We start from the raw sequence: 26,024 nt of genomic DNA, 5'->3' as shown, positions 1-26,024 counted from the left end.
GCGAGCTGTCATGCCGGAATTTTATAGCTGGCGACCTCATACTCCGCTGTCATTGCCCGCGAAAGCGGGCAATCCAGTCTTCCAGAGGCGGCAGTGCTAGAGCCGAGAAGCCGCGGCGTACTGGATGGCCCGGTCAAGCCGGGCCATGACAGTGGAGATTGCGGAAGTGGATTGCCTCAGTTCGTCCGAATGACGGCGATGAAAAGTCTACCCCGCAATCCGCACCGGCAGCGATTCATATCCCTTGATGAAGCTGGAATAGATCCGCTTGGGCTCGCCGACCACCTCGATCCGGTCGAACCGCTTCAGCATCTCCTCCCAGATGATGCGCAGCTGCAGTTCGGCGAGCCGCATGCCGACGCAGCGGTGGATGCCGAAGCCGAAGGAGAGGTGGGTGCGCGGGCGCGGGCGGTCGATGATGAAGTCGTTCGGCTTCTCGAACATCTCGTCGTCGCGATTGCCCGAGACGTACCACATCACGACGCGGTCGCCTTTCTTGATATGCTTGCCGCCGATCTCGGTGTCCTGCAACGCGGTGCGCCGCATATGCGCCAGCGGCGTCTGCCAGCGGATCACCTCCGGCACCATGGAATCGATCAGGGCAGGGTTGGCGCGCAGCTTGTCGTACTGCTCGGGGTTCTCGTTCAGCGCCAGCACCGACCCGGTCATGGTGTTCCGCGTGGTATCGTTGCCGCCGACGATGAGCAGGATGATGTTGCCCATGAGATTGTCGGGATCCATGTGACGCGTCGCCGGGTTGTGCGCCATCAGCGACAGCAGGTCGTTCCGCGGTTCGGAGTTGACGCGCTCGTTCCACAGCTTCGACATGTAGGCGTAGCATTCGTCCATCTCGCGGCGGCGCTCTTCGGCGGATGCGACGATCCCGCTCTTGGGCAGCGCGGTCGACACGTCGGACCAGCGCGTCAGCTTGCGCCGCTCTTCCCAGGGAAAGTCGAACAGGGTCGCCAGCATCTGCGTCGTCAGCTCGATCGAGACGCGCTCGACGAAATTGAAGGTCTCGTTGCGCGGCAAATTATCGAGCACGGTCTGCGAGCGCTGGCGGATCAATTTTGCCAGCTCGTCCAGATGAGTCGGGGTGAACATCGGCGAGACAGTCTTGCGCTGCGCCGAATGCTTGGGTTGGTCCATCGCGATGAAGCTCGGCCAGTCATAGCCCTCAGGCACGTCGCGGATGGAGATGCCGCCGAGGGTGGAGTCCGAGGAGAAGATGCCGTGGTTGGTGTCGACATGCATGATGTCGTTGTATTTCACCACCGACCAGTAGGGCTCGATCGGCGCGTTGGTGCAGTAATGCACCGGCTCTTCTTTGCGCAACCGCTCGAACCACGGCCACAGGGTGTCGTCCTGGAACAGCCGGGGCGCGCCGGGGTGGAATTGCGAAAGCGGCGTCGCATAGGCCTCTTCGCGGGCCCGGCGCATGCGTTCGGCCTTGTCCACTTTCACCGGCGTTTGGATGTTCATGGTCGAGGCTCCAGTTGGTTCTCACTCACGCCGCAATCTTAACCGGCAAGGTTTCAAGACCCTTTACGAAACTCGAATACACCCGCTTCGGCTCGCCGACCACGTCGATATGGTCGAACCGCTTCAGGATCTCCTCCCAGATAATCTTGAGCTGGAGTTCGGCAAGCCGCAGGCCGACGCAGCGGTGAATGCCGAAGCCGAAGGACAGGTGCGTGCGCGGGCGGGCCCGATCGATGATGAATTCGTAGGGCTTCTCGATCGCCTCTTCGTCGCGATTGCCCGAGACGTACCACATCACGACCTTGTCACCTTTCTTGATCTGCTTGCCGCGAAACTCGAAATCGGCAAGCGCGGTGCGGCGCATATGCGCCAGCGGTGTCTGCCAGCGGATCACCTCGGGCACGAAGCTGTCGAGCAGGTCAGGATTTTCGCGCAGCTTGCGGTATTGTTCCGGATGCTGGCTCAGCGCCAGAAGCGAGCCGGACATGGTGTTGCGCGTCGTGTCGTTGCCGCCGACGATCAAAAGCACGAGATTGCCGAGGAAGTTCTTCGCGTCCATGTCGCGGGTGGCGGCGCCATGCGCCATCATCGAGAGCAGATCGCTTTTCGGCGGCTGCGCGATGCGCTCCTTCCACAGACGCGCGAAATATTGCGCGCATTCGGTCAGCTCGGCCTGCCGTTCGTCCTCGGTGGCCACGAGGCCGTCGGGACCGGGAAGGGTGGTGGCAATATCTGACCAGCGCGTCAGCTTGCGTCGATCTTCCCAGGGGAAATCGAACAGCACCGCGAGCATCTGCGTGGTGAGTTCGATCGAGACCTGGTCGACCCAGTCGAACACCTCGCCGCGGGGCAGATTGTCCAGGCACTCGGCCGAGCGCTTGCGGATGTTGATGGCGAGATTGTCCAGATGCGTCGGCGTGAACATCGGCGCCACGGTCTTGCGTTGCGCGGCATGGCGCGGCGGGTCCATCGAGATGAAGCTTTCACGGCGCAGGTCCGGATCGATGTCGCGGATGGTGATGCCGCCGAGCGAGGAGGCCGAGGAGAACACCGAATGGTTGGTCTCGATCTCCATGATGTCGTTGTAGCGCGTCACCGACCAGTACGGCCCGAACATCGAGTCCTTGCAATAGTGCACGGGATCTTCGCGGCGCAGCCGGTCGAAATAGGGCCAGAACGTATCGGTCCTGAACAGCTCGGGGTCACCGGGATCATATTGCTCCAGCGGCAATGACGAAGCGCGCGCGCGCAATGCGTCGATCTTGGCCGCGCTTTCAATGGTCCCATGCATGACCGTTCTCCCTGGCGTGGACCGCACGTTTTCTTGAATTCTGCTCTGCGGTATTTGAATCGCAATTACAACGCGTTACGTGCGTCGGAGCAAGCGACAGTTTTGTCGCAATTCAGCTGCGTAGCCCGGATGCGCTTCGCTACCCGATATTCGGCAACGTGATGTCCGGCACGCTTGAGCCCGCCGATCGGTGCGAGAAATCGCCGGGAATCGAGCCAAATCGAACCCATCCATGTTGGGGATCGACAAATCTCTGATCTATAGTTTGAGCGGATCAGATCCGCATCCGGAGGTTGCCGCCGTGAATGATATGCAATGGGCCCCGCTAGGTCCCTCCGAACCGGTCCCGCCGCCGCTGCCGCCCACGCGGGTCGATTTCACCGGCAATCGCTCAATGTTCCGCAAAATGGTCACCAAAGGTGCCCTGCTGGAGTTGGTCACCTTCGGCTTCTACCGGTTCTGGCTCGCCACCGACATCCGCCGTCATTTGTGGTCGAACACCCTGGTCGACGGCGACGCCGCCGAATACACCGGCCGGGCCAAGGAGCTGCTGGTCGGCTTCCTGTTCGCGCTCGCGATTCTGGTGCCGATCTATCTCGCCTATTTCCTGGTCGGTATCGAGTTCGAGCGCTGGCAGGGCTTTGCCTCGACGCCGCTGTTCATCTCGTTCTATGCCTTCGGTCAGTTCGCGATCTTTCGCGCGCGTCGTTACCGGCTGACGCGCACGGTCTGGCGTGGCGTGCGCTTCTGGATGGACGGCTCCGGCTGGGCCTATTCGTTCCGCGCGATGCTCTGGGGCCTCCTGGTGTTCCTGACGTTCGGCCTGGCGCTGCCATGGCGCGAGGCGTCGCTGGAGCGCTACAAGATGCGGCACACTTATTTCGGCGATCTGCAGGGCGATTTCGAAGGTCGCGGCTGGGAGTTCTTCAAGCGCGGCTGGTGGCTATGGTTGCTCAGCCCGATCTCGATCGTGATCTTCCCGCTCGCGCCGTTCTTCTATGCCGAGTTCAAGGCGCGGGAATGGCGCTGGTGGCTGAATGGCATTCGCGTCGGCGGCGTCAGCCTGTCGTCGGATCTGCCGCACAATGCTTTCTATGGCCTCTACTGGAAGGTGGTCGGCTGGTGGGTGCTGCTCTCGACCCTGTTCGGCTTCTACCTCGGCGGCGCCACCCTGCTCGCCGTCAAGCTGAGCGGCGTGCCGGCCGATGAGCTGTTCGCGCCAGGCCACACAGCCAAGAGCATTCCGATGCTGGTGCTGATGGTGATCGGCTATTTCGCGCTGGCCCTCGCCGTGAACATCATCATGCGCGTCTATCTGCAGCGCGATCTCTGGGCCAAGGTGCTGGAAACCGTCGACGTGCATAATATCGGAGCGGCGGCCGACGTCCGCGCCAGCGGCGAGCTTGCCAATGCACTTGGCGAAGGCTTTGCTGATGGGCTCGATGTCGCGGGATTCTGAGCCGTGAGCGACTTATCCACCGAAGCACCGGCGCAGTCCGTCAAGCCCACGGTCTTCTTCGACGGCGTGTCGAGCCGCAGGCGGCAGGTGACGCTAACGCTCGGCGAAGCGCTCGAGATCATCGAGGAGGGCGGGACGCCGGTTCGCTGGGTCTGGGCGGACATCCGCCGCGCCGACAGTCCGGCCGGGGTCCTGAGGCTCGCCTCCACGTCCGCGCCGCCATTGGCGCGGCTCGAAATCCGCGATGCGGTGCTTGCCGCTGATGTGACCGCCCGCTGCATGCGGCTTGACGAGCACCAGACCACCGGTCGCGGTGTCGCAAAGATCGTGGGCTGGTCTGTGGCGGCGGCCGTCTCCATCGTTTGCGTCGTGCTGTTCGGCGTGCCGCTCGCGGCGGACCGCCTCGCGCCGCTGGTGCCGAAGCCGATCGAGCGGCGCATTGGCGACGCATCCGAGGTGCAGGTGAAGACGATCTTCCGTGGCGGCGCCTGCAATGGCGCGGCCGGTCAGGCGGCGTTCAGCAAGCTGGTCAACCGCCTGCGCGATGCGGCCGGGCTCGACGACGACTCCATGACGGCAGGTGTGCTGCGAACCCCGGTGCCGAATGCGTTCGCGCTGCCGGGTGGCAAGGTCTACGTGCTGAGCGGCCTGCTCGACAAGGCCGAAAATCCCGACGAGCTCGCCGGCATCCTCGCCCACGAACTCGGCCATCTCAAGCACCACGACAACATGCGCGGCCTGATCTACAACGGCGGCACCTCGTTCCTGATCGGCCTGTTGTTCGGCGACGTCACCGGCTCGTCCGCGGTGATCTTCGCCTCGCGCAGCGTGGTCGAAGCCTCCTATTCGCGCGAGGCCGAGACAGCTGCCGATACGTTCGCGATCGAGATCATGCATGCGCTCGGCCGCTCGCCCAAGCCGGCGGCCGAATTGATGTTCCGCATCACCGGCAAGGAGGGCGGCTCGAGCTTCGCGACGATCCTCGCAAGCCATCCGCTCACTGAGGACCGCCTCGCCCGCATGACGAAGGAAGACCGCCCCGCCAGCGGGCCGCCGCTGCTGACGGACAAGGAATGGCAGGCGCTGAAGGGCATCTGCGGCGGCGTGTGAACGCGCGCCTCACTTCGCCGGTGCAGCCGGCGTGTTGGATCCCGTGGTGACGCTCGGCGCGTTGTTCGCTGTGTTGCTCGTCGCCTGTGGACCGACGTCGCGCCCGTTGTAGAAGAAGACCGCCGCGACCACTGCGATCACGAAGATCGCACCGATCGCCCAGCCGATTGGGCTGTTGCGGCGTATTCTGTCGGCCCTGCGCTCGTCATCCTGATAGGTCATCGTGCTCTCCATGCTGAGAGCTGAAGAACCTCGCGCGACGGAAGCCGTTCCTAAAGCGATGCGGCTGTCGAGGCAGGCAGGCTCACCGCGTTCCGTAGGCGCGGTCCCCGGCATCGCCGAGCCCCGGCAGGATGAAACCGTTGTCGTCGAGGCCCTCGTCCACCGCCGCGGTCCAGACATGCACGTCCGGATGCAGGCCGCGCAGCCGCTCGAGTCCTTCGGGCGCGGCGATCAGGCAGGCCAGGCGAATGTCCCTGGCGCCGCGCTCCTTCAGCCGGTCGATGGCGGCGACCGCCGTATTCGCGGTGGCGACCACAGGCGTCACCACGATGGCGAGGCGCTCGCTGAGATCGGACGGCGATTTGAAGAAATACTCCACCGCGGCAAAGCTCTCGGGCTCGCGATAGAGGCCGATATGGGCGACGCGCGCGGTCGGCACCAGGTCCATCATGCCGTCGACGAAGGTCGTGCCCGCGCGCAGCATCGGCACGAACACCAGCTTCTTGCCGGCGATCTTGGCCGAATGCATCGTCGCCAGCGGCGTCTCGATCATGGTGTCGGCGAGCGGCAAGTCGCGCGTCACCTCGTAGCACAGCAGCATGCCGATCTCCTTGATCAGCTCGCGGAACGACTTGGTCGAGATCGATTTATCGCGCACCAGCGTCAGCTTGTGCTGCACCAGCGGATGATCGACGATCGTGACGCCTTCCATGGCGGGATGCTCCTGAAATTCATCGATGCGCAATGCGCTAAAACACCGTGCCGTCGCTGATCACCTTGAGCGGCGGCGATCCATCGGGGCGGCGCGCAAACGCGACGGCGCGGCCGGCGGCCCAGCTGCCGCCCTCCAGAATGCTGGCGAGCGGAAGCGATCGCGGCGTGCGGCCGAGCTTGGTGCGGATGCGTTCGGCGAGACCATCCAGCAGCGCGACCGTGAGCGCGCGCCACTCGACGACGAGCAGCGAATCCACTGCATGCGCACGATCGGCGTCGGCCGCATCGCGCAGGCGCAGCACCTCGTGATCGACGAACAGGCCGCCATTGCGGTATTCGGCAAGCCCGGTCAGGCCGTCGATATCGGTGACGTCGAAGCCGGCCCGCTGGAGCGGCTCGATCAGCGAATAGCTCAGCCATTGCGACAACTTGTGCAGCGGGACGAGGCCGGCGGTCGCATCATCGGCCTTGATCGCCGGATGACGCCAGCAATCGCCGAGCGGGACGCCCGCGAGTTCCAGCCGCGACGGCCAGATCGGTCCGAGCTGGTTCAGCACCGCAGACAGGATCGCGGGTGCGGGGATAGCGCCGTCCTTTGCCTGCGCGGCGATGTGATCGAACAGGCCGCCCGGCCGCGGCGTGTCCTGCATGCCGAAAATGTCGGCGCGCGCGGCGACCTGCTTGCCAAGGCGATGCAGCAGATTCGTACGTCCCTCCAGGCCGAGCAGCGGATTGGCATCACTGGCCTGGAAGGCCGACGTCAGTGCCGAGAGCGGTAATTTTGCGAGCACATCCGCATCGACCCTGAACGGCGCACGTGCATCGCGGGAAAACAGTCCGCGGGCAAACATGTCGAGGCTTGCGAGCGCCAGCCCCTCGGAGCGTCCGATGCCTTGTCCCGTCACCGCATCACGGTATCGCCACGCCGCGCCGGCGCCGGCGTCGAGCAGCACGCTGACGATGGCAAGGTCGAACTCCGCGCGCGCCCGTGCGGCACGGTCGGGCCACGGTGTTGCGTCGGCCAATTGTGCCCAGCGATCGAGGCCGCCGAACACAAAATGCCGCCACCGGGCATGGAAAGGAATCTCGAGCGTCGGATAGGCCTTGCGCGTCACATCGAGCACGGCATCTGCAACGCCATCCATGCGATCGAGATCGACAGTGAAATGCGTGAGTCCGCCGGCGAGGCCGATCTCGAGCATTTGCCCGGCGCGCGCGCGAACCGCCTTTGCGGTGAGCAGCGCGCGTGCCTGTTGTTCCAGAGCATCCGCCATCGCCAGATCAGTATTTTTCCAGCGAACGTCCGACCACGCCGTCGACGTCCTTCTCGGGCGCGATGTCGGTCGAGTAATAGCCGGCGGCCTTCTTCGCGGCGATCTCGACATAGGCATCGGCCGGGATCAGCTCCGGCGGGATCGGCACGCGCTCGACGATGTCGATTCCTTGCGAGGTCAGCGCGTCGTATTTCATGTCGCTCATCGAGAGGAAGCGGTCGATCCGCTTCAGGCCGAGCCAGTGAATGGTGTCCGGCATCAATTGCTGGAAGCGTGCGTCCTGGACGCCGGCGACGCATTCGGTGCGCTCGAAATAGGCGGCGGCTGCGTCGCCGTCCTCCTGGCGCTTGCGCGCATTGTAGACCAGGAATTTGGTGACCTCGCCGAGCGCGCGGCCTTCCTTGCGATTGTAGACGACGAGCCCGAGCCCGCCCTCCTGCGCGCCGCGCGCGGATTCCTCGATGCCGTGGATCAGGTAGGGACGGCAGGTGCAGATGTCGGAGCCGAACACGTCCGAGCCGTTGCACTCGTCATGCACGCGGCAGGTGATCCTGGTGCGATGATCAGGCAGCTTTGTCACATCGCCGAACATGTAAACGGTGGTGCCGCCGATCGGGGGCAGGAACACCTTCAGGTCCGGCCGCGTCACGAGCTCCGGGAACATGCCGGCGGTCTGCTCGAACAGCGTGCGGCGCAGCTCGGTCTCGTTGGTGCCGAAGCGCTCGGCAAGGCCGGGCAGATACCAGACCGGATCGATCGCGATCTTCACCACGGACACGCTGCCATTGGCGTGCACGACCTCGCCGTCGGCGCGCAGCCGTTTTGCGGCGAGCGCCTCGCGAATCTCCGGCAGGTCGAGCCGCGCGCGCGTGATCGCGATGCTTGGGCGGATGTCGACGCCTTCGGCGATCTCCTGGCGAAAATTCTCGGCGACCAGATGGCCCCAGGGATCGAGTGCGACGATCTTGGCGGGATCGCGCCATTGCTCGAACGGCCCGATGGTCGCGGCCGGGAAGGTGTTGGTGAGATCCGGGCGCCGGATGGGATCGAGCGCGCCGGCGGAGACGGCGAGTGCGCGGTACATCGCGTAGGAGCCGCCATGGCTGCCGATCACGTTGCGATCGCCTGCCCGCGACACCGTGCCGATGATCGGCCCGCGGGCACGCGCGTCGGCGGCGCCCCAGTGAATCGGAAAGGCCGCCTTGCGGCCGGGCTCGGGGTGCGAGGTGAGGCGGATGTGGTCGGTACGGTTCGCGCGGCTCATGGCCAAACTCCCAAAAAGCCAACGGCCCGCCGCTCGGACGGGCCTGGCTCCACCGCGTGCCGGGACAGAGCCCGGCGACGCAATCCAACATATTGTAGCGGCCAGCCACGACAGACAAGTTAATCGTGCGGGCGGCCAGCCCCCGCCGCTGGTCCGGATCGGCGAAGGGCACCGGAATAGAGCCTATATCTATGTAATTGTTCGAATTTTTGAAGGGAGCCGTCAGGCGTCTGGATAAAACCCGCATATTCGGACATATCGACCGGATCGGCCCTGCCCCGGAGCACGCCATGTCTGCCGCCAGCTACATCGATCCCCGCAATGGAAAGCTCTATTCCCTCCATGAGCCGCGCTGGTGCTCGGACGAGCGCACGCCGCTGCTGGTGACACCGGGCGCGGGGATTTCGCGGGCGGACATCGACGGCAGCACGCGGTCGCTGTGGCGCTACCGCGCGGCGCTGCCGGTCGAGATCAGGGATCCGATCTCGCTCGGCACGGGATGCACGCCGCTGGTGCAGCAGGGATGGGGCGATCTGCGGCCGTTCTTCAAGCTCGAATGGTTCAATCCGACCGGCAGCTTCAAGGACCGCGGCTCTGCGGTCATGCTGTCGTTCCTGCGGCAGATCGGGGTCAACGCCATTCTGGAGGATTCCTCCGGCAATGGCGGCTCGTCGATGGCAGGGCTTGGTGCCGCCGGCGGCATGCGCGTGAAGATTTTGGCGCCGGCCTCGACCTCGCCGGCCAAGATCGCGCAGGTGCGCGCCTACGGCGCCGAGGTGCAGCTCGTCGAGGGTCCGCGCGAGGAGTCGGAGGCGGAAGCTATCAGGCAGTCGAGCCAGACCTTCTATGCCAGCCACAACTGGCAGCCGTTCTTTCTCGAGGGGACCAAATCCTTCGCCTATGAAATCTGGGAAGACCTCGGCTTTCGCGCGCCGGACAACGTCATCGTTCCCGTCGGCGCCGGCAGCAGTCTTCTGGGCTGCGCCTTCGGCTTCCGCGAGCTCCTGAAGGCCGGGCAGATCGCAAAGCTGCCGCGGCTGTTCGCGGCCCAGCCGCTCAACTGCTCGCCGATCGATGCCAGCTTCAAGGCCGGCGTCGATACGCCTGTCGCGCGCGAGGTGAGCAAGACCATCGCCGAAGGCACCGCGATCAAGTCGCCGCTGCGGCTGCGCGAGATCATCGCCGCCTTGCGAGAAAGCGGCGGCGGCACGATCGCGCTCACCGAGGACGAGATCGTCGCCGCGCTGCGGCGTCTGGCGCGGCAGGGCCTGTTCACCGAGCCCACCAGCGCCAGCGCGGCCGCCGCGCTGGAGAAGCTCGCTGGGTGCGGGGCCATCAAGGCGAGCGAGACCACGGTCGTCGTGCTGACCGGCACGGGGCTGAAGGCGGCGACCACGGTGGCTGATTTGGTGGGGTAGGGCAGGGCTTCCAGAACTTTTCCCGCGGAAGCAGTCTGGATTGCTTCGTCGCAAGAGCTCCTCGCAATGACAGCGGGATCACTCCTTCAGCTCATTCACCCGCTTCACCCAGGCGCGCACGTCCGCGAGCACGTCGGGCAGCACTTCTCTCACCTCCGGCACGGTCATGCCGGCCTTGATGCGGGGATCGTACAGCACGTTGAGGATGTACTGGTCGTAGACGTCGAAATAGCCCATCGACACATTGTCGTTGAACATCGTCCACGGCACGCTCGATGTGTCGTTGATCGGCCCGAGCGATTGCAGCACCTCCTCATAGGCGCAGTCGAGGAAGGTGAAGTCGCTGACGTCGACGGTGAGGATGACGTCGGAATGCTCGATCTCGAATTGCTCGTTCTTGCGGAAGCCGGACAGGCATTGCGGATCGAGCGAGGTGCGGATCTCGCGCGCCTTCTCCGCGCCGTAGAAGCTGGTGATGGTGCGATAGAGGTCGCGGTCGCGCACCAGCTTCACCCGCACATTCGCCGCCTCGGCGGTCGTGGTCATGGCGATGTCGAGATGCTGCACGTGCTTGCCGATGTCGGCCACCACCTTTGCGAGCTGCGCCTTGCGGTCGGCGCGGTCGGTCTCGGCGAACACACGCACCGGGGCGTCGAACTTGCGGATGCGATCGACGCGGCCGGCGAGATGATACTCGGCGCCGAAGGCGGTCTTGAAGAAACCGTCGACGATCTCGGCGTCGGTAAAGCTCTTCTTTTCGGTGCGCTGGCGCGAGGCGATCGCGGGCAGCTCGCCGGCGATCGCACTGGTCGCGGTGTCAGGCACAGATGTGAGCGCTGCAAACGCCAGCAGGGCGAAGCGAAGGGCAGCCGAGGGCGGGTTGAAGGCGCGCATCGTCGCGCAACGCTGCCGCATTCGCCGGCTGCGCACAAGCCCGCAATTCACGCAGTCCGTGGGTTCCCCACCCTTCGGCAGCCTCCGCTCGGCTAGTTGTTCAGCACCACCACCGTGGTGCCGACCGAGACGCGGCCGTAGAGGTCGGTGACGTCGTCATTGGTCATGCGGAAGCAGCCCGAGGAGACGGCCTGGCCGATCGTCTCCGGCTCGTTGGAGCCGTGGATGCGGTAGAGCGTCGAGCCCAGATACATCGCGCGCGCTCCGAGCGGGTTCTCGATGCCGCCCTTCATGTGACGCGGCAAATCGGGCCGGCGCGCGATCATCTGCGACGGCGGCGTCCAGTCCGGCCACTCCTTCTTGGCGGTGATCTTGTGCACGCCGCCCCAGCGGAAACCGTCGCGGCCGACGCCGATGCCGTAGCGCAGCGCCTGGCCGTTCTGCAGCACCAGGTAAAGCCGGCGCTCGGCGGTGTTCACCACGATCGTGCCGGGGGCGTAGTTGCCGTTGTACATCACGGTGGTGCGGGGGATCGGGTTGGCGCCGCCGCGGAAGAAGTTCGGGCCGCCGCCCATGATGTCGCGGGAGTCGTACTCTTCGGCGAAGGCGCCGCCGGCCGTGACGGCCAGCAATGCGATGGCGGCAATCGGCGCGGCAAAAATCCGGATCATGGTTTCTCCCAGCAAAAAATCGATTCAACACAGGCCAGAGGCCATATTTACGGGCATTCCGCAAGCCACGGCCCCGTGAGGCGGTGATGCTTAACGATTGGCGTTACCAAATCGGCAACCCGGCCAATTTGCTTGAAAGCGTTAGCCAAGCCCGCGCCTTGCCGCGCGGGGCAGGGCCGCAATGGCCACTCTTGCTTTGACGGCACGAGCGAACAATGATTGGGATCACTGGAAATCGCCGGTTGCGGGAGCAGACAGAATGAACGGTGCGGAAAGCCTGGTGCGGACAATGGTCAAGGGCGGGGTGGACGTCTGCTTCACCAACCCCGGCACCTCCGAGATGCATTTTGTCGCAGCGCTCGACCGCGTGCCGGGCATGCGCTGCGTGCTCGGCCTGTTCGAAGGCGTGGTGACGGGCGCCGCCGACGGCTATTTCCGCATGAAGGGCACGCCCGCCTCGACCCTGCTGCATCTCGGTCCGGGCCTCGCCAACGGCCTTGCCAATCTGCACAACGCCAAGAAAGCCAATTCCGGGATCGTCAACATCGTCGGCCAGCATGCCGTCTACCACATCGACTACAACGCGCCGCTGACCTCCGACATCGAGGGTCTGGCCCGGCCGATGTCGTCCTGGGTCCGCACCTCGCCGAATTCCAAATCGGTCGCCGCTGACGGCGCCGCCGCGATCGCCGCCGCCAAAAGCGCCCCGCCGCAGATCGCGACCCTGATCCTGCCCGCCGATACCGCCTGGAACGAAGCCGACGGCATCGCCGAGGTGCCGGCCGAGCAGCAGCGCGCCAGCTACTCTCCGCAAGCGGTCGAGCAGGCCGCCAAGATCCTGCACGGCGACGGCGAGGGCACGCTGCTGCTGATGACCGGCAGTGCGCTGAGCGAACAGGGCCTGGCGCTGGCCGAGCGCATCGCGGGCAAGACCGGCTGCACGGTGATGGGCCCGACCTTCCGTCCCCGCATGGCGCGCGGCCGCGGCCGCTTCTCGATCGACCGCATCCACTACGTGATCGAGAACGCGCTGCCGATGCTGGTCAGGTTCCGTCACATCGTGCTGGTCGAGTCGGACGATCCCGTCGCGTTCTTCGCCTATCCGAACAAGCCGAGCATGCTCAAGCCCGAGGGCTGCGACGTCCATCGCATGACCGCCTGGGGCGAGAATTCGGTCGCGGCGCTCGAAGCGCTCGCCGGCGCCGTCAAGGCCAGCGCCAAGGACGTCAAGCCGCAGGTTTTGCAGGAGTTGGTCAAGCCGACCGGCGCGCTCACCTTTGCATCGATCGCGCAGGCGATCGCGTGCGCGATCCCCGAGAACGCGATCATGGTCGACGAGTCCCTGACCACCGGCCGCGGCTTCTTCCCGCCGACGGCGGCGGCCGCGCCGCACGACTGGCTGCAGAACATGGGCGGCTCGATCGGCTTCTCGACGCCGCTGTCGATCGGCGCCGCGATCGCCTGCCCCGACCGCAAGGTCATCACCATGGTCGGCGACGGCAGCGCGATGTACACGATCCAGTCGCTGTGGACGCAGGCCCGCGAGAACCTCGATATCGTCACCATCGTTTTCGCCAACCGCATCTACCAGATCCTGCGCGGCGAGTTCGACAATGTCGGCGCGGGCGAGCCCGGCCAGCGCGCCAACGACATGCTGCGGCTCGATCGCCCGACGCTCGACTTCGTCGCGCTGGCCAAGGGCATGGGCGTACCCGGCCGCGCCGTCACCAATGCCGACGAGTTCAACAACGCGCTGGCGGAAGCCGTCGCCGAGCCGGGGCCGCGGCTGATCGAAGTGCAGATGTAGGGGCGCGTCACAGAGCGCCGAGAGCCCGGAGGCTGGATGCAGACCGAGCTGAACAAGGTGATCACGGCACTCCGGGACTTCTACGCCCACGAAGGATTCCTGTTCGAGAAGGATGTCGGCGAGCGGGCGATCACGCATCGCTTCGCCGTCTATCTCGAGCGGCAGTTTCCAGGCTGGGCGGTCGATTGCAACTACGACCGGCTCGGCGAGCGCACGCTGCATCTGCCGCACGGCGCGATCATCTCGACCGACGATCATCTGGGCAAGTCGATTTACCCTGACGTCGTCGTGCACCAGCGCGAGATTCCGAACAATTTGCTCTCCGTCGAGATCCGCAAGGCGAGCAATCACACCCCGCTTGAACACGACCAGCACAAACTGAAGGCGATGACCGATCCGCATGTCTGGTTCGCCTATTGGATCGGCGTGCTGCTGGTGCTGGACAAGCCCGGCGTGACCATGTCGGAGGTCTATCTCAGCGGCGTCTCCGATGAGCAGCAGTCGCGATGGTTCGCGGCGCGGCTCGAGGAGAGCGGTCTTGGGGCGATGAAATAGGGCGTCCACTTACCGCGTCAGAGGCGCGCGGATCTGCACAACTCGCGCGCCTCAAGGGCACTTCACGGGCCTCGGCTGAACAACCGTTCAGAGCGGCCGCCAGCGACGCGGATGGTGCCGGTAATAATCGTAGTCGTGATCGCAGTCGTCGTAACCGTAACCATGACCATAGTAGCCGGGGTAGCCGAGCACGATGGTGATACCACCCCGATGGTGCGAGCCGCCGAACTCAAATGCGGAGGCGGAGGTTGGGGCCAAAGCGGCCGTGCCCAATAAGGCCGCGGCAGCTGCAAGAAGCGAGAATTTGCGCAACATGGATCGTTCCTCTCTGATGGTTGGTCGATGTCATTATCGACCCTCGCAGCATGGACCATGCGAGGACGCCCGACTGTGACTTCAGGCACGTTCGGTTTGCGCTCGGGACGCTGTTCATCCCATCCCCCTGGCGAGACGTGAATCACGAGGCCGCTCGCATCACACGAGCGGCCCCTGCATTCTCGACCGTCGCGACGTCAATGCAGCGCGGCTCCCTGGCCCAGCGCGTAGGTCACCAGATCCTTCAGCTTGAAATCGGGACCGGTCACCGGCGCCCAGTTCGGGTCGAGCGACAGCACGGAGGAGGCGTCGCCGAACATCATGCCGAGGAAGACCTCGGCGACGATGCGGCCGCCGACCGGACCGAGCTGCGGCGTGTTGATGCCGCCCGCTGGCGCACCGGTGGCCGGGACCGCGACCGCGGTCTGGAACTGACGCGCTTCGGCGAGGATGTAGGTCCAGAGCGGACAATTGCCTTTGAACACGCCGTTGGCAATCGAGGCGATCGGGACTTGCGGATCGGCCGCCCCGGGGACGTCGACGGCACGGCCGATGATGATCTGCTCGTCGGTCAGCGGCGTCACGTGCATCGCCCTGGCGACCGCCTGGCCCGACGGCAGGCCGAGCCGCCAGCCGCGTTCGAGATTGCGCAACGCCAGTGACGACGGATTGGAGGCGACCTCCGGCGGCAGCTTGCGCAAGGGATCGACCAGCGAGGTGTCGATGCGATAGGCGAGCTGGAGCCGCCGCTTGTTGTCGGGATTGGTGCCGTCGTCCTCGACGCCGTAGGCGCGCCTGTCGATGTCGATGAAACGTCCCCAATCGATGGCGCGCCCCGGTCCCATGCTGCGGAAACCGGTCAGCGCGTTGTTGTCGGGGTTGTTGGGATCGGGGAATATCTGCAGCAGCATGTTGTCGGCGTCGTTGAGCCGGTAGCCGGGCCGGATCATCGAGTGTCCGAGCCGATAGGCCGCGACCGAAAACTCGACCGGCATGTAGGGATACGTCTTCCAGTGATAATAGGCGAGCTTGCTGCGGTCGTAGCGCCCGCCGGTCTTGAGATCGTTCAGCACGCCGGCATTGACGATGCGCGGCAGGAAGTCGTTCAGCACGACGTATTGATAATGGAAGCGCACGCGCTGCTGCACGTCCTGGAAAGAGAGCGTGTCATTGTCGTCGACCATGCGGTTGTGGAAGCGCAGCATCAGCCCCTGCAGCTGCGAGACGATGCTGTTCTCGTCGTTGCGGGGATCGCCGATGAGCGCGCGGCCCTTGAAGCGCGGCAGATCGAAGGCGTTGGATACGCCGGTGCCGGTCAAGGTCTCGCCGAGCAGGAACTTGCCGTTGCTGTCGTACATATAGGGCTGGTCGCCTGGTCCGCGTCCGTAGAGATTGTCCAGGTCGAACGACGGCGTGCGGAAATCGACGAGGCCGTCCGGGTCCTGCTGCTTGGTCAGCGAGCTCACGGGATCGAAGGTGATGTCGTGATCGATGAACTGGCCGAAATAGGTGTAGAGCGCGGGAATTCCGCTCTCCTCGGCGTCGGGGCTGTCCTTCGGTCCATCGAAATCGCCGACCATGTTGTCGGCGAGCGCCGCAAGATTTGCGATGTTGTCGGCATCGTTCGGGCCGAATTTCGCCGGCGTCAGGGTGCGGAACATGCGGCCGAAGCGGCCTTGTGACAGCGGCGAGCGGGTGGCGTTGAGACCGCGGGGCGCAATGGCGTGACGACTGCTCATAAAGATCCTCCATGAAAACTGACGACGGCAGGCAATGAGAGCTGAAGTTGTTCGTCATAAGAGATGCATGTGAGGCTAGATGGCGGAATCCGCCGTCGCTATGCGCTGCTTCACACATTGCGCGATGTCGATCCGGTTCCATCCGCGAGCGTTGCGATCAAGCTGCGGATGCGCTTTGCGAATTCTTGGCGCGCCGATGCCGAATAACATTCTCGTCATCGGAAGTTCGGACGCCAAGCAAGGCCAGCTTCGCCAGCCCGTCAGGCGAAACGATTCCGGTGCCGAATATCGTGCTCGCGTCAAAATTGCAGCGTTCTCCCCGCGAGGCCTTTACGTGTTCCGGGACTCACCCGACACGGTTGTCGTGCGCGTCCTGGTCGCGGAGCGTGCGCTGCGTCGGGCTTGCGCCTATGATGCGGCAAGCCGTCGTGACAACGTGATCTCGGCCACAGTTTGCAGCCCTGGTCCCGCCTACCGTCGGTGGACTTGGACGCATGATTCCCCGGGCTGACGCCTCCGTCATCGGGGATCAGGTATTGGAGGTTCGGATGCGACAATCATATTTGCTGGCTGCGGCCACGGCACTGCCGCTTGTCACCGCTGGCGCTGGCGCAGACGGCGCCAGCTGCGGGCGGCACGCCGGCGGCGGCAAGCACCACGACGCCGGCCGCGACCACCGCGCCGGCCGCGTCCACCGACAATCCGGCTCCGCCAGCGGAGTCGAAGAAGAGCGCCCAGAAGAAGCCGAAGAAGAAGATGACGCGGCGCCAGGAGATTGATCATTCGATCGACACCGGGACCGTCCCTGCGCGCTATCGCAGCTCCGTGCCGAAACAATATCAGCAATATATTCCGTTCGAGAAGCAGTGACCGGTCGCGCCGCGGCGCGAGGCGCGCCCGCCTTGCGCCGCGACGAACCCGGTCGGGAGCCATGCAGCAGAGAGGGCTCGATCTGACCGGCGGACCCTGTGGCAGCCCACGGTGCCGGTGCTAGACTGGTGCCAGCCGGGGGGAGCCGTGATGAGTGACGACGCAAAGGATGCTGGCCTTGTGGCCATGATCAGCAGCATCCTGGGAGGCAACAAGCGCGCGGAGCCTGCCAGCCCGCCGCCGCTTGCCGACGTCGCGCCAGCGGCCGCACCCGTGCCGGACGTCGCGCAAATCCCGGAGGCGGAGTCTCCGAAGCTCCAGGATGCATCCGGTGATGCCGTATCGGCCCCGAAGGCGGTCGCGCCTGCCGCTCAATCCCTGACGCCGGACGGCAAGCGACTGCTGCCGGCGGAGGCGATCGCCGAGCTCGTGCTGGGCGAGCTGCGCAAGCTCGAAGACTTTCCGGCGTCGGGCGTCTCGGTAACGGTCTATGGCTACCGGAACTGGAACGCGATGCTCACCTTCGCGCCGTTCTCGACCAGCTTCCAGAACGCCACCCGGTTCCGCCAGGCCTTGCCCGACCTCGTCCTCAAGCTCCGCCGTTTCGTCGAACTTGAGATATAAGGTTTCGACGGCAGTCAGTTGAATCGGCGCGAGCCGAGAACTCGTCCACCTCTCCCGGAGGGAGAGGGTCGGATCGCATCGAAGGTGCGATCCGGGTGAGGGGTTTCGGCCTCGCCTAAAATCTTTCGACAGGATTTTCGAATTGAGCGTCGCCTTTACCAAAGAAGAGAGCGCCGAGACCGCCTCCGAAACGTTGCTGCCGGATCGTCCGATCTCGCCGCATCCGAACCTCGTGACGGAGACGGGCTTGCAGGCATTGCAGGGCCAGCTGCAGGCCGCGCGTGAAGCCTATGAAGCCGCGCAAGCGATCGACGACGTCAACGAGAAGCGCCGGCAATCGGCGGCACCCTTGCGCGATATCAGATATCTCGCCGAACGCCTGCGCACCGCGCAGCTCGTTGCCGCCCCGTCCTCCAGCGAGACGGTCGCCTTCGGCAGCACCGTGACCTTCAGCCGCGCCGACGGCCGCGTGCAGACCTACCGCATCGTCGGCGAGGACGAAGCCGACCCGAAGGCCGGCTCGATCTCGTTCGTCTCGCCGGTTGCAAGATGCCTGATGGGAAAAGCCGTCGGCGACGTCGCCGTTTCAGGGGCACAGGAACTCGAGATCGTCGCGATCGCCTAACAGCGCGATGAGATTTGGATGAATCGTCATCGCGCTTTAGGTTGTTGTTTGAGCATGATCTTTTCCTAAAACCGCTGTGCACTTTTCCGGATCATGCTTTAGCGCTCCGCATCGGCGCGGTCATCGCTCCGTCAAGCAAAAACCGTAAGTTGATCAAAATTGGAGATGATCCTCGCCTTCGGGGCGGTCGGCAAAACTTTGCTTGGAGCGAGGTTGATATGTCGTTGAGCAAGGCCTTCAATGAGCGATTGACGGAACTGAAGTTTCATCCTGCCGTTCTCGCGGTCAGACAGATCAAGAAGCGTCTGGCCGATAGCGGACCTGCACTGCGCCTCAAGTTCAATACCCAGAAGCGCGACGAGATCATCGGCGAGTACAAGCGCGGATCGAGCGTGCAGGATATCATCGACTTCACCAAGCATCATATGGGCACCGGCTCGTGCCAGATCGAGACGGAGATCTCGTCGGCGCTCGACTACATCGCCGCATCCGCTCCCAAGACCGTCGTTGAAATCGGCACGTTGAACGGCGGAACGTCGCTCCTGTTCGGACGATTTCTTCCCACCATGGAGACGATGATCTGCATCGATCTGCATGTGAAGAACAAGGAAATGCTGAAGCTGCTGGCCACACCGAAGCAGCACTGGACGTTCTTCGACATGCCGTCCTACGCGGACGACAGCGTCAGGCGCGTCGAGAGATTTCTGGCTGGCCGGCAGATCGACACATTGTTCATCGATGGCGATCATCGCTATGAAGGCGTCAAGCAGGACTTCCTGTGCTACCGGCCGTTCGTTCGCGAAGGCGGTATCATCCTGTTTCACGACATCTGCGAATCCAGCGGCAACACCAGCGCCTGGGCTGGTGGTGTCCCGCAGCTATGGCGCGAATTGTCGCCGCACTACGAGCACAGGGAATTCATCCAGAACCGCAGCCAGGAAGGCTTTGGCATCGGCGCGCTGAAATACACCAGGGCGGCGAACCCGTTTCCGTCGGCGTGAGGCCGGGCAGGCACAGAGCCCGGAGGGACGACGGCGCCTGTCAAAGGCGCCGTTAGTCAGTGGGCTGGTCCGTGGCAGGCGATCCCTCGTGCTCTTGCGGGTGCGCTTCCAGCCAATCAGCCAGGACCTTGTATTCGCGAGCCATTTTCTGGAGCTCGGCTTTGGTCTTCTTGTGGCCGGTGATGGCCGCCTGAACACGGCAGTCGCTTTCCAGCGCGCGGTACTTGCGATGTGGCATCGCGATCCCCTGTCACGAACGGGGCAACTTCTAGCCGATATTCCCCGGTCGGAAACTTAACCGAGATATGTTTTTGCCGGCCAGGTCCTGTTGCTGGACTCGCTGTCATGGAACCTAATTCCAGTTGGGAACTTAGCCCCGACCGCAGGCCGCGGCTGGAGGCAGGGTTTTGAGAAATCCATTGTTGCCGATCCTGATCGTCGAGGACGATTTCTTCATCACCGAAATGGTCCGCACCGCCTTGGCCGAGGGTGGCTTCCAATCGGAGGTGGTGACCTCGGGCGAGCAAGCTATTCCGCTGTTGGAAGACAAGCATTCTGAATACCGGGCGCTCGTGACGGACATCAATTTACAAGGCAAGCTTACTGGGTGGGACGTTGCCAAACGGGCCAGGGAGCTCGGCCCGGATATCCCGGTCGTGTACATGACCGGCGCTGCCGCGGAGGAGTGGCCGTCGCATGGCGTGCCCAAGAGCGTGCTGCTGCAAAAGCCCTTCGCGCCGGCGCAGATCGTGACTGCGATCTCGCAGCTGCTGAATCAGATTCCGCCTCCGCACGAATAGGCTCCGCGTCTCCGAGACGATGGTTTGGTCGCCGGCGGATTCCCTTGAACGCGTGGCAGGATAGTGCTGGCTATCGCTGCGGGAAGGGCGCATGGTCGTGCCAGCCGCGGCACCGGTCGGGCTTCACTTGCGAAAGGCAGGCGTGCATGACCATCCGCTGGCGGCAAGAAGCCGTGACGTTCAGGCATCCATTCCGCATCCGCGGGCATAGCGAATGACTGAGCACACCGTCGATCTCGATAAGCACCGCGGCATGGCTGCGCAAAAGGCGACCGAGCTGCGCCGCGCGCTGGCCGAAGTCGAAGCGAACGTCAGGGAGCTGCGGGAGCGCGAGGCCGACCTTGAGAATCGCATGATGGCGGTGCCGGCCGCGTCCTGGGCCGAGGCCGCGACCAAGGCCCGCTATCTGCTCAATCTCTATGCTGCGAGCCTGCCCGTCGAGGACACCCGCCATCGTGCGCTGGTTGCTGCGCTGTTCGACGATTTCGCTCGGCTGTCGGAGGAAGCTTAAGGCGGGCGTCCGTCATCCCGCGTTCTCGGCGCGTGCCCGGCGACGTAACGGAGTAAGCCATGACACTGACCCGCGGCCGCTTTATCAGCCACGAATATGATCGGATGATCGTCCGGTTTTCGATGCAGGACGGTGCCAGGGAGGTTCTCTGCGCGATCTCGACCTCCGCGATGGATGATCTCGAGCCTGGCCCGCGAGTCAGGCCCGAGCAGCGGGAAGCACAGTTCACCCGCCTGCGGGACCGCATCGAAGCACGGGCGGCGAGTAAATACAGCGCGACCGAGTTCGAAGGCACTCCGCCCGGGATCGTGCTGCGCGGAATCGATTTCAGGCCGTAGGAGCCTTGATCTCCGGCAAGGGGGGCTTGCGCTCGAACGGCTTCTTTTTCGGTGGTGCGGGCAACAGCCCTTCCCGGATCGCCTGCTTACGCGCGAGCTTGCGCGCGCGGCGAATGGCTTCGGATTTCTCGCGCGTCTTTCTTTCCGACGGCTTCTCGTAGGAGCGCCGCTGCTTCATCTCCCGGAAGACGCCTTCGCGCTGCATCTTCTTCTTGAGAACGCGAAGCGCCTGTTCAACGTTGTTGTCTCTGACGACGACCTGCATTGATGTCCCTCGCTTGAGGCTGCAAATGCCACGCGTCCTGCAAGCAGCCAATTGCGCAGGAGCTTCATTGCGATTTTTCAGGATGGTAGACGCGACATTTGTCGCGAGATTCGCATCGGTCGACGCTCTTTCACGCGCGATGCAGCCTCGGCCGTCACGTGAACACTCTCGCGCCGACAAGTCAATCGCTAAGGCCTGCCGCATCTCGGCAGACTCCGCAGCAACGAGTGGCCGAAAACTAAATCGGCTTCCGCCCTTGTAAAAGAACGCGAGAGGTGTATATTGAATTTGTTCGATCAGCCGCTGTGCCTTGTTGAATGCGCCCGCGGGCTCCTTTTCCAAAGACATCGACGAAGTTGAAAATGTCCGCGTGATTGTCGCGCGGCATGGATGCGCTCGTGCGCTTTGGAGAAGAGAACGACGACAGGTACCGTGAAGTGGTTCAACGGCCAAAAGGGCTTTGGATTCATTCAGCCGAACGACGGCAGCAATGATGTGTTCGTTCACATCAGCGCCGTCGAGCGCGCCGGTCTTGCGGGTCTTGCAGAAGGCCAGAAGATCAATTTCGAGACCAAGACCGACAAGATGCGAGGCAAGGTCAGCGCTGAGAATCTCTCGCTGGCTTGATATCGTGGCGCCGTTTCACGGATGTACTGAAACGGCCACTTGGCCCGCTCGATCCCAGGATTGAGCGGGTTTCGTCGCGTCCAAAACGGAGTGAAGCATGAGCGCCAGGAAAGCGGCCGAGCTGTCACCCGAGGGCCTCGCGCGTTCCGATCGTAAGCGCCTCGCCGCTGAAGAGGGCCTGCGCGCATTGGCAGACGTCGAAAAGCAGGCCATCGAAGTGCGCCAAAACATGGCGCGGCTTCGAGCCATCTGCGAGGCCAAGGAACGCGAGAAGCAGGCGGCCGACGCCGCTCTTCAAGCCACGCTGCCTTCACCCACGACTAAGAAGCGTAAGAGCAAAACGGCGCGATAGCCGTCCTCAGAATCGTCGCAGTCATTGAAGGCCGATCCCATTCCGGAGAGTGCAGGCCGTGCGCAGAGTCAAATCGGACCACGAAACTATCACTTTCTTCGTCGCGTTCGGCGCGGTCAGGCAGATGTGCCGGCTTGCGACCACCTTCGACACCCAGAAGCAGGCGTTCAGTTATCTTCAGAAGCATCGAACGGAGTTCGAGCAGATGGCGCGCACGCGCCTTGCTTCGGGAGAGCTCGAGGACGGCGTCGTCGTGCTTTCGATGCTTTGATCAATTCGGCCTCGCCTAGACCGGCGGTTCTGCGAGGTTCGCGATCCGGTGAGCTCTTTCGCGCTCCCGGATGCCAAATATGATCTCGACGGCTAAGCCCTCCTGTCGCGCGGGCTCCGCTGCTCCACCTCCCGCGCCAGGCGCTCAGCTTTCAGCCGTTCCCTGTTCGCGTGGAAAGCCTGTTGCGCCTTCTCGTAATCGGTCGCGACTTTTTCCGGGGGCTGCTTGAAATAATTGTTTGCCGCCTTTGCGGCAGGCGATCGAAACTGCTGTCTCATCTCTTGTCCTCTGTGTCTCTCATGATCGAAATTCCTCGGTCGGGACTTCCTGATTGATCAGCTCAGTCCCTGACCGATTTGTTGCGTCTCGGCCGGTCAATTCGTACGCGGCCGAACTCTTCGGGGCCGTCGAGCAAATCCCGCTTGCGGAGCGCGCGCTTATCTGCCGTTGTCGTTACATCGCCGATCCGGTCGAGCGTATCGCCAGCTATTTTCCTCGCGCGCCGCTTCTGCCGATCCTGGTTGGTGTCCGCTGCGAGTCCCAGCTCCACCAGGCGACAGATCGCTTCAGTCAGGGTCGAGACGTCGTTCTGACGAGCCATCCAAGCCGTGATGGCTCTCGACAGCGATTGCGAGGGGCGAAAGCCGACAGTGTGAGCAGGACGACCGCTGTGTTTCGGTGTTTTCATCGAGCCCAGCGTTGCAGGATTTGGCCTGACCTGGCGCTTGCCACCGGCCGTAAGGTCAACCGCCGATCCCCCGATGCGTTCCTCAATAAAGGCGAGAGAGCAGCGGCGTAACGGGAGCGACGGTTTAAGCGCTTCTTCTTGGGGAGGGGCGATTCATGGTCCTTCGCTTCGATTTCAGGCCGAAGGGCGACAAGGCGCTTGAACCGCGCCTGCTCCCGGCTAAGCTTCCGCCCGACCGCGCCGGAGGGTGCCGGCGCCAGGGAGGGTTACGACATGCAGGCCTCGGCGCTGTTTGGTGTTCTGGCTGCCGTGATCTTCGGCAGTTCCGCTCTCGCTCAATCGAAGGCGCTTGTGACCGAAGAGGCGATGGTCAAGTCGAGCGATCCCGGCATCGAGATCTACGTCCGTAACAAGCGGCCCGCCGACATGACGAGCTTCAGGCCCGAGCAGACGATCATCTATGTCCACGGGGCGACCTATCCCTCCGAGACGGCCTTCGATCTCAAGCTCGATGGTCTGTCCTGGATGGAGTACATCGCATCGCGCGGCTATGACGTCTGGCTGCTGGATCTCCGCGGCTACGGCAGGTCGACGCGTCCCGCGGAGATGGCGGACAAGCCTGACGCCAATGCGCCTATTGTGACGGGCGAGACCGCGGTCAAGGACATCGGATCGGTGGTGGATTTCGTGCTCCAGCGTCGCAACATTCCGCGCGTCAACCTGCTGGGCTGGTCGTGGGGCACCACGCTAATGGCCACGTACACGACGCAAAACGCCTCCAAGGTGGAACGTCTGGTGCTGTACGCGCCTTCCTGGATACGGCAAACCGCATCGCTGGTGCAGGCGGGGCCAGGCAGGCTCGGCGCCTACCGTACCGTGACGAGAGAGCAGGCCAGGGAGAGGTGGTACACGGGCGTTCCCGAAGACAAGAAGGGAGACCTCATTCCGGTAGGTTGGTTCGATGCATGGGCGGATGCGACGTTCGCGACCGATCCGGTCGGCGCCGCGATGACGCCGCCGGTCCTGCGTGCGCCGAACGGCGTCGTTCAGGACGGCCAGCAATATTCTGGCGCCGGCAAACCCTACTACGATCCCGCGAAGATCACCGTGCCGACGCTGTTGGTCCATGCCGAATGGGACAAGGACACTCCGCCCTATATGGCGCAAGCGCTCTTCCCGCTCCTGACGAACTCGCCCGGCAAACGCTACGTCCAGCTCGCCGAGGGAACACACACCATCATCATGGAAAAGAATCGCCTCAAGCTGTTCGAGGCCGTCCAGGCTTTCTTGGACGAGGGGCGGAAGGATTGATCCTGGTGGGAGAGACCAGGGCTCGCCCGTGGAAGCGCGTTTGAGCGCCCGAGGAGCAATTTTCTTTCCTCGGACAATGCCATCATGCCCCTGTTTTGCCCGACGGAGCAAGTCAATTTCGGAAAAATCGCAAGCATTGACCCGATGGAGGTCGGCTACTGTGCATGGGGTTGTTTTCGACATTTTGATCGCGCGGGAGCAAGACGGCCGAGTCCGTCGACACTCTTCGAGCTATGCCGGAAACGCTTCGCCATCATTGGGCGTGGCTGCGCCACGCCAAGCCTCTTGGCGAAGAATGGTGGGCGCACAAGGGATCGAACCTTGGACCTCTCCCGTGTGAAGGCTGCGGGCTGATTTTACTTTTGCTTCAGGGTCAATAACTTACATCGAATGTGCATTTACACGCACGGATTTTGCACGGCAGCCGCCTTGCAGTTCGAAGATCATCCATCGAGACCCGCGCGGGTGCCTGCCTCCCGAACCACCCGCAGGCCGGGCGGATTTTAGTTGCAGAACTCCATCGCATACGCCGGAATATAGGAGATGAGTCTCCGAATCCTGCTCGCCGGAGCCCTGTTACTAACGGGGATAAGTCAGGGCCACCGTATATCCCCGGATATCATCACGAGAACGTGATATTTGTTCCTCTGCATAAAAAATATAGGTAATTCATAGCGTTATTATAGGTCATGCAACGAGAGTAAACCCACTGTTTACTCGCTGTACATCGCTGTCCTTGCGGAACTCGCCCTCGACCCGTATATCCCTTGCACCTTCTGGAGCGCCAGATTCGCCATGACCAAGACATTAGACCAAGCCATCGATGAGATTGTCGCCGAGATCGGCAGGCTAGAGTCGGAAATCCGCGACAAGAAGAAGACCGTCAACACCCTCTGTGCCGTCGCCGGCAGGGGGGCGATGTTCGTGCTCGACGCCGCGGAGACTACGCTGCCGACGCAGTTCCGGCCCGATCAGTTCTACGGCCAGGCGCTCGCGACGGCGGTGCGCACCATCCTGGAGGCCCGCAAGCAGCAGAACCTCGGTGCAGCGACGGTCAAAGAGATTTTCGAGACTCTCACTGGCGGCGGCTACCAGTTCAACACCAAGAACGACGAGGTGGCGATCGCATCGCTCCGCAACTCGCTGTCGAAGAACACCGTCACCTTCCACAAGCTACCCAACGGCCGCTTCGGTCTCCCGAGCTGGTACCCGAACGCCAAGCCGACGAAGGCGAACGCTGTCGCCAGCGGGGCCAGCGCCGTCATGGAAGAGGAAGTGGAAGAGGAAGAGGAAGAGGAAGAGGAGGAGAATACCTCGACCGCCGAACCGGCGGCCGAGGCTTAAGAGTCACCGCTGGCTGGGTGTCGCCCTGGAAAAGTGAACCCGCCGGCTCCGTTCAACCCCTAGACCCTCACGAGGGAGTGCTTAGGAGTATCCCATGTGGCAAGCCGTCAGAATATAGCCGGCCCGCCAGTGCCGGGCGTTTTCGCCCGGTGCTGTCGGGATATGTAGGCGACTCAACCCAA

Annotated in this window: 30 protein-coding genes and 1 pseudogene; 17 read left to right on the top strand and 14 right to left on the bottom strand. The window is 63.6% G+C overall.

Annotation, left to right across the window (positions count from 1 at the left end; all coding sequences use genetic code 11):
- Positions 1–207 precede the first annotated feature (207 nt).
- A complete protein-coding gene (locus X265_RS30370; RefSeq protein ID WP_128968170.1) occupies positions 208–1,482 on the bottom strand; it encodes a cytochrome P450 in 1,275 nt (424 codons plus the stop codon).
- 25 nt (positions 1,483–1,507) lie between these two features.
- Entirely contained in the window at positions 1,508–2,773 is a 1,266-nt protein-coding gene (locus tag X265_RS30365) for a cytochrome P450 (protein WP_128968169.1), read from the bottom strand.
- A 310-nt stretch (positions 2,774–3,083) separates the two neighbouring features.
- On the opposite strand from X265_RS30365, the gene X265_RS30360 reads away from it, so the two are divergent.
- Positions 3,084–4,232, top strand: coding sequence for a YjgN family protein (locus X265_RS30360; protein WP_373291734.1), 1,149 nt, complete (start codon positions 3,084–3,086; stop codon positions 4,230–4,232).
- A 3-nt stretch (positions 4,233–4,235) separates the two neighbouring features.
- A complete protein-coding gene (locus X265_RS30355; protein WP_128968167.1) occupies positions 4,236–5,342 on the top strand; it encodes a M48 family metallopeptidase in 1,107 nt (368 codons plus the stop codon).
- Positions 5,343–5,351: 9 nt separating this feature from the next.
- On the opposite strand, the gene X265_RS30350 is transcribed toward X265_RS30355, so the two are convergent.
- From X265_RS30350 to X265_RS30335, 4 genes are all read right to left on the bottom strand, one after another.
- Positions 5,352–5,564: a hypothetical protein gene (locus X265_RS30350; protein WP_128968166.1), complete on the bottom strand. Its 213-nt coding sequence runs from the start codon at positions 5,562–5,564 to the stop codon at positions 5,352–5,354.
- A gap of 82 nt (positions 5,565–5,646) precedes the next feature.
- Positions 5,647–6,276 (bottom strand): uracil phosphoribosyltransferase, encoded by a 630-nt coding sequence (upp, locus tag X265_RS30345; RefSeq protein ID WP_128968165.1) that lies wholly within the window; start codon positions 6,274–6,276, stop codon positions 5,647–5,649.
- A 37-nt stretch (positions 6,277–6,313) separates the two neighbouring features.
- The gene (locus tag X265_RS30340) at positions 6,314–7,552 is read right to left on the bottom strand and encodes a URC4/urg3 family protein (RefSeq protein ID WP_128968164.1); all 1,239 of its coding nucleotides are present in this window, start codon (positions 7,550–7,552) and stop codon (positions 6,314–6,316) included.
- A gap of 7 nt (positions 7,553–7,559) precedes the next feature.
- Positions 7,560–8,816 carry a GTP cyclohydrolase II gene (locus X265_RS30335; protein ID WP_128968163.1) on the bottom strand — a complete coding sequence of 419 codons (1,257 nt, stop codon included), beginning with the start codon at positions 8,814–8,816 and terminating at the stop codon, positions 7,560–7,562.
- Between the two features lie 290 nt (positions 8,817–9,106).
- Between X265_RS30335 and X265_RS30330 the strand changes: the two genes are divergently transcribed.
- Complete coding sequence (locus X265_RS30330) at positions 9,107–10,234, top strand: threonine synthase (protein ID WP_128968162.1); 1,128 nt, start codon at positions 9,107–9,109, stop codon at positions 10,232–10,234.
- Positions 10,235–10,312: 78 nt separating this feature from the next.
- On the opposite strand, the gene X265_RS30325 is transcribed toward X265_RS30330, so the two are convergent.
- Both X265_RS30325 and X265_RS30320 read right to left on the bottom strand, forming a co-directional pair.
- The gene (locus X265_RS30325; RefSeq protein ID WP_164939063.1) at positions 10,313–11,128 is read right to left on the bottom strand and encodes a DUF2927 domain-containing protein; all 816 of its coding nucleotides are present in this window, start codon (positions 11,126–11,128) and stop codon (positions 10,313–10,315) included.
- A gap of 92 nt (positions 11,129–11,220) precedes the next feature.
- Positions 11,221–11,799: a L,D-transpeptidase gene (locus X265_RS30320; protein ID WP_128968160.1), complete on the bottom strand. Its 579-nt coding sequence runs from the start codon at positions 11,797–11,799 to the stop codon at positions 11,221–11,223.
- A 259-nt stretch (positions 11,800–12,058) separates the two neighbouring features.
- Here X265_RS30320 and X265_RS30315 point away from each other — a divergent pair, with 259 nt between their 5' ends.
- Together X265_RS30315 and X265_RS30310 are read left to right on the top strand one after the other, a co-directional pair.
- Positions 12,059–13,606: an acetolactate synthase large subunit gene (locus X265_RS30315; protein WP_128968159.1), complete on the top strand. Its 1,548-nt coding sequence runs from the start codon at positions 12,059–12,061 to the stop codon at positions 13,604–13,606.
- 36 nt (positions 13,607–13,642) lie between these two features.
- Positions 13,643–14,161, top strand: a complete 519-nt coding sequence (locus tag X265_RS30310) for a hypothetical protein (RefSeq protein WP_128968158.1) — start codon at positions 13,643–13,645, stop codon at positions 14,159–14,161.
- A gap of 87 nt (positions 14,162–14,248) precedes the next feature.
- Here the strand turns inward: X265_RS30310 and X265_RS30305 are convergent, their stop codons facing one another.
- From X265_RS30305 to X265_RS41985, 3 genes are all read right to left on the bottom strand, one after another.
- Complete coding sequence (locus X265_RS30305; RefSeq protein ID WP_128968157.1) at positions 14,249–14,476, bottom strand: hypothetical protein; 228 nt, start codon at positions 14,474–14,476, stop codon at positions 14,249–14,251.
- Between the two features lie 197 nt (positions 14,477–14,673).
- Positions 14,674–16,215, bottom strand: coding sequence for a peroxidase family protein (locus X265_RS30300; protein ID WP_128968156.1), 1,542 nt, complete (start codon positions 16,213–16,215; stop codon positions 14,674–14,676).
- 75 nt (positions 16,216–16,290) lie between these two features.
- Entirely contained in the window at positions 16,291–16,425 is a 135-nt protein-coding gene (locus tag X265_RS41985; RefSeq protein WP_283815005.1) for a hypothetical protein, read from the bottom strand.
- Between the two features lie 338 nt (positions 16,426–16,763).
- Here X265_RS41985 and X265_RS30295 point away from each other — a divergent pair.
- From X265_RS30295 to X265_RS30280, 4 genes and pseudogenes are all read left to right on the top strand, one after another.
- A pseudogene (locus X265_RS30295) lies at positions 16,764–17,085 on the top strand (hypothetical protein).
- 150 nt (positions 17,086–17,235) lie between these two features.
- Positions 17,236–17,709, top strand: a complete 474-nt coding sequence (locus tag X265_RS30290) for a hypothetical protein (RefSeq protein WP_128968155.1) — start codon at positions 17,236–17,238, stop codon at positions 17,707–17,709.
- A 142-nt stretch (positions 17,710–17,851) separates the two neighbouring features.
- Positions 17,852–18,334 carry a transcription elongation factor GreA gene (gene greA / locus X265_RS30285; RefSeq protein WP_128968154.1) on the top strand — a complete coding sequence of 161 codons (483 nt, stop codon included), beginning with the start codon at positions 17,852–17,854 and terminating at the stop codon, positions 18,332–18,334.
- Positions 18,335–18,348: 14 nt separating this feature from the next.
- Entirely contained in the window at positions 18,349–19,335 is a 987-nt protein-coding gene (locus X265_RS30280; RefSeq protein ID WP_128968153.1) for a class I SAM-dependent methyltransferase, read from the top strand.
- 52 nt (positions 19,336–19,387) lie between these two features.
- Here the strand turns inward: X265_RS30280 and X265_RS30275 are convergent, their stop codons facing one another.
- Positions 19,388–19,573, bottom strand: a complete 186-nt coding sequence (locus X265_RS30275; RefSeq protein WP_128968152.1) for a hypothetical protein — start codon at positions 19,571–19,573, stop codon at positions 19,388–19,390.
- A 184-nt stretch (positions 19,574–19,757) separates the two neighbouring features.
- On the opposite strand from X265_RS30275, the gene X265_RS30270 reads away from it, so the two are divergent.
- The 3 genes from X265_RS30270 (at position 19,758) to X265_RS30260 (ending at position 20,984) form a co-directional block, all read left to right on the top strand.
- On the top strand, positions 19,758–20,135 hold the full coding sequence (locus X265_RS30270) for a response regulator (protein ID WP_244659455.1): 378 nt from the start codon (positions 19,758–19,760) through the stop codon (positions 20,133–20,135).
- 214 nt (positions 20,136–20,349) lie between these two features.
- The gene (locus tag X265_RS30265; RefSeq protein WP_128968150.1) at positions 20,350–20,646 is read left to right on the top strand and encodes a hypothetical protein; all 297 of its coding nucleotides are present in this window, start codon (positions 20,350–20,352) and stop codon (positions 20,644–20,646) included.
- Between the two features lie 59 nt (positions 20,647–20,705).
- Positions 20,706–20,984 carry a DUF1488 family protein gene (locus X265_RS30260; RefSeq protein WP_128968149.1) on the top strand — a complete coding sequence of 93 codons (279 nt, stop codon included), beginning with the start codon at positions 20,706–20,708 and terminating at the stop codon, positions 20,982–20,984.
- Here X265_RS30260 and rpsU read toward each other — a convergent pair.
- Positions 20,974–21,249 carry a 30S ribosomal protein S21 gene (gene rpsU, locus X265_RS30255; protein WP_128969471.1) on the bottom strand — a complete coding sequence of 92 codons (276 nt, stop codon included), beginning with the start codon at positions 21,247–21,249 and terminating at the stop codon, positions 20,974–20,976. The two genes, X265_RS30260 and rpsU, sit on opposite strands and share 11 nt — an antisense overlap.
- A gap of 390 nt (positions 21,250–21,639) precedes the next feature.
- Between rpsU and X265_RS30250 the strand changes: the two genes are divergently transcribed.
- The 3 genes from X265_RS30250 (at position 21,640) to X265_RS30240 (ending at position 22,499) form a co-directional block, all read left to right on the top strand.
- Positions 21,640–21,876 (top strand): cold-shock protein, encoded by a 237-nt coding sequence (locus tag X265_RS30250; protein ID WP_128968148.1) that lies wholly within the window; start codon positions 21,640–21,642, stop codon positions 21,874–21,876.
- 97 nt (positions 21,877–21,973) lie between these two features.
- On the top strand, positions 21,974–22,228 hold the full coding sequence (locus X265_RS30245; protein WP_128968147.1) for a transcriptional regulator: 255 nt from the start codon (positions 21,974–21,976) through the stop codon (positions 22,226–22,228).
- A 58-nt stretch (positions 22,229–22,286) separates the two neighbouring features.
- Positions 22,287–22,499, top strand: a complete 213-nt coding sequence (locus X265_RS30240; protein ID WP_373291730.1) for a hypothetical protein — start codon at positions 22,287–22,289, stop codon at positions 22,497–22,499.
- Between the two features lie 92 nt (positions 22,500–22,591).
- Here the strand turns inward: X265_RS30240 and X265_RS30235 are convergent, their stop codons facing one another.
- Positions 22,592–22,777, bottom strand: a complete 186-nt coding sequence (locus tag X265_RS30235; protein WP_128968145.1) for a hypothetical protein — start codon at positions 22,775–22,777, stop codon at positions 22,592–22,594.
- 608 nt (positions 22,778–23,385) lie between these two features.
- On the opposite strand from X265_RS30235, the gene X265_RS30225 reads away from it, so the two are divergent.
- The gene (locus tag X265_RS30225; RefSeq protein WP_244659456.1) at positions 23,386–24,498 is read left to right on the top strand and encodes an alpha/beta hydrolase; all 1,113 of its coding nucleotides are present in this window, start codon (positions 23,386–23,388) and stop codon (positions 24,496–24,498) included.
- Positions 24,499–25,293: 795 nt separating this feature from the next.
- On the top strand, positions 25,294–25,842 hold the full coding sequence (locus tag X265_RS30220) for a hypothetical protein (RefSeq protein WP_128968143.1): 549 nt from the start codon (positions 25,294–25,296) through the stop codon (positions 25,840–25,842).
- Positions 25,843–26,024: the final 182 nt, after the last annotated feature.

Origin of the sequence: Bradyrhizobium guangdongense, assembly GCF_004114975.1 — a bacterium.
In the GTDB taxonomy this organism is placed as follows: Bacteria; Pseudomonadota; Alphaproteobacteria; order Rhizobiales; family Xanthobacteraceae; genus Bradyrhizobium; species Bradyrhizobium guangdongense.
This window is presented reverse-complemented; position numbering and strand designations above follow the sequence as displayed.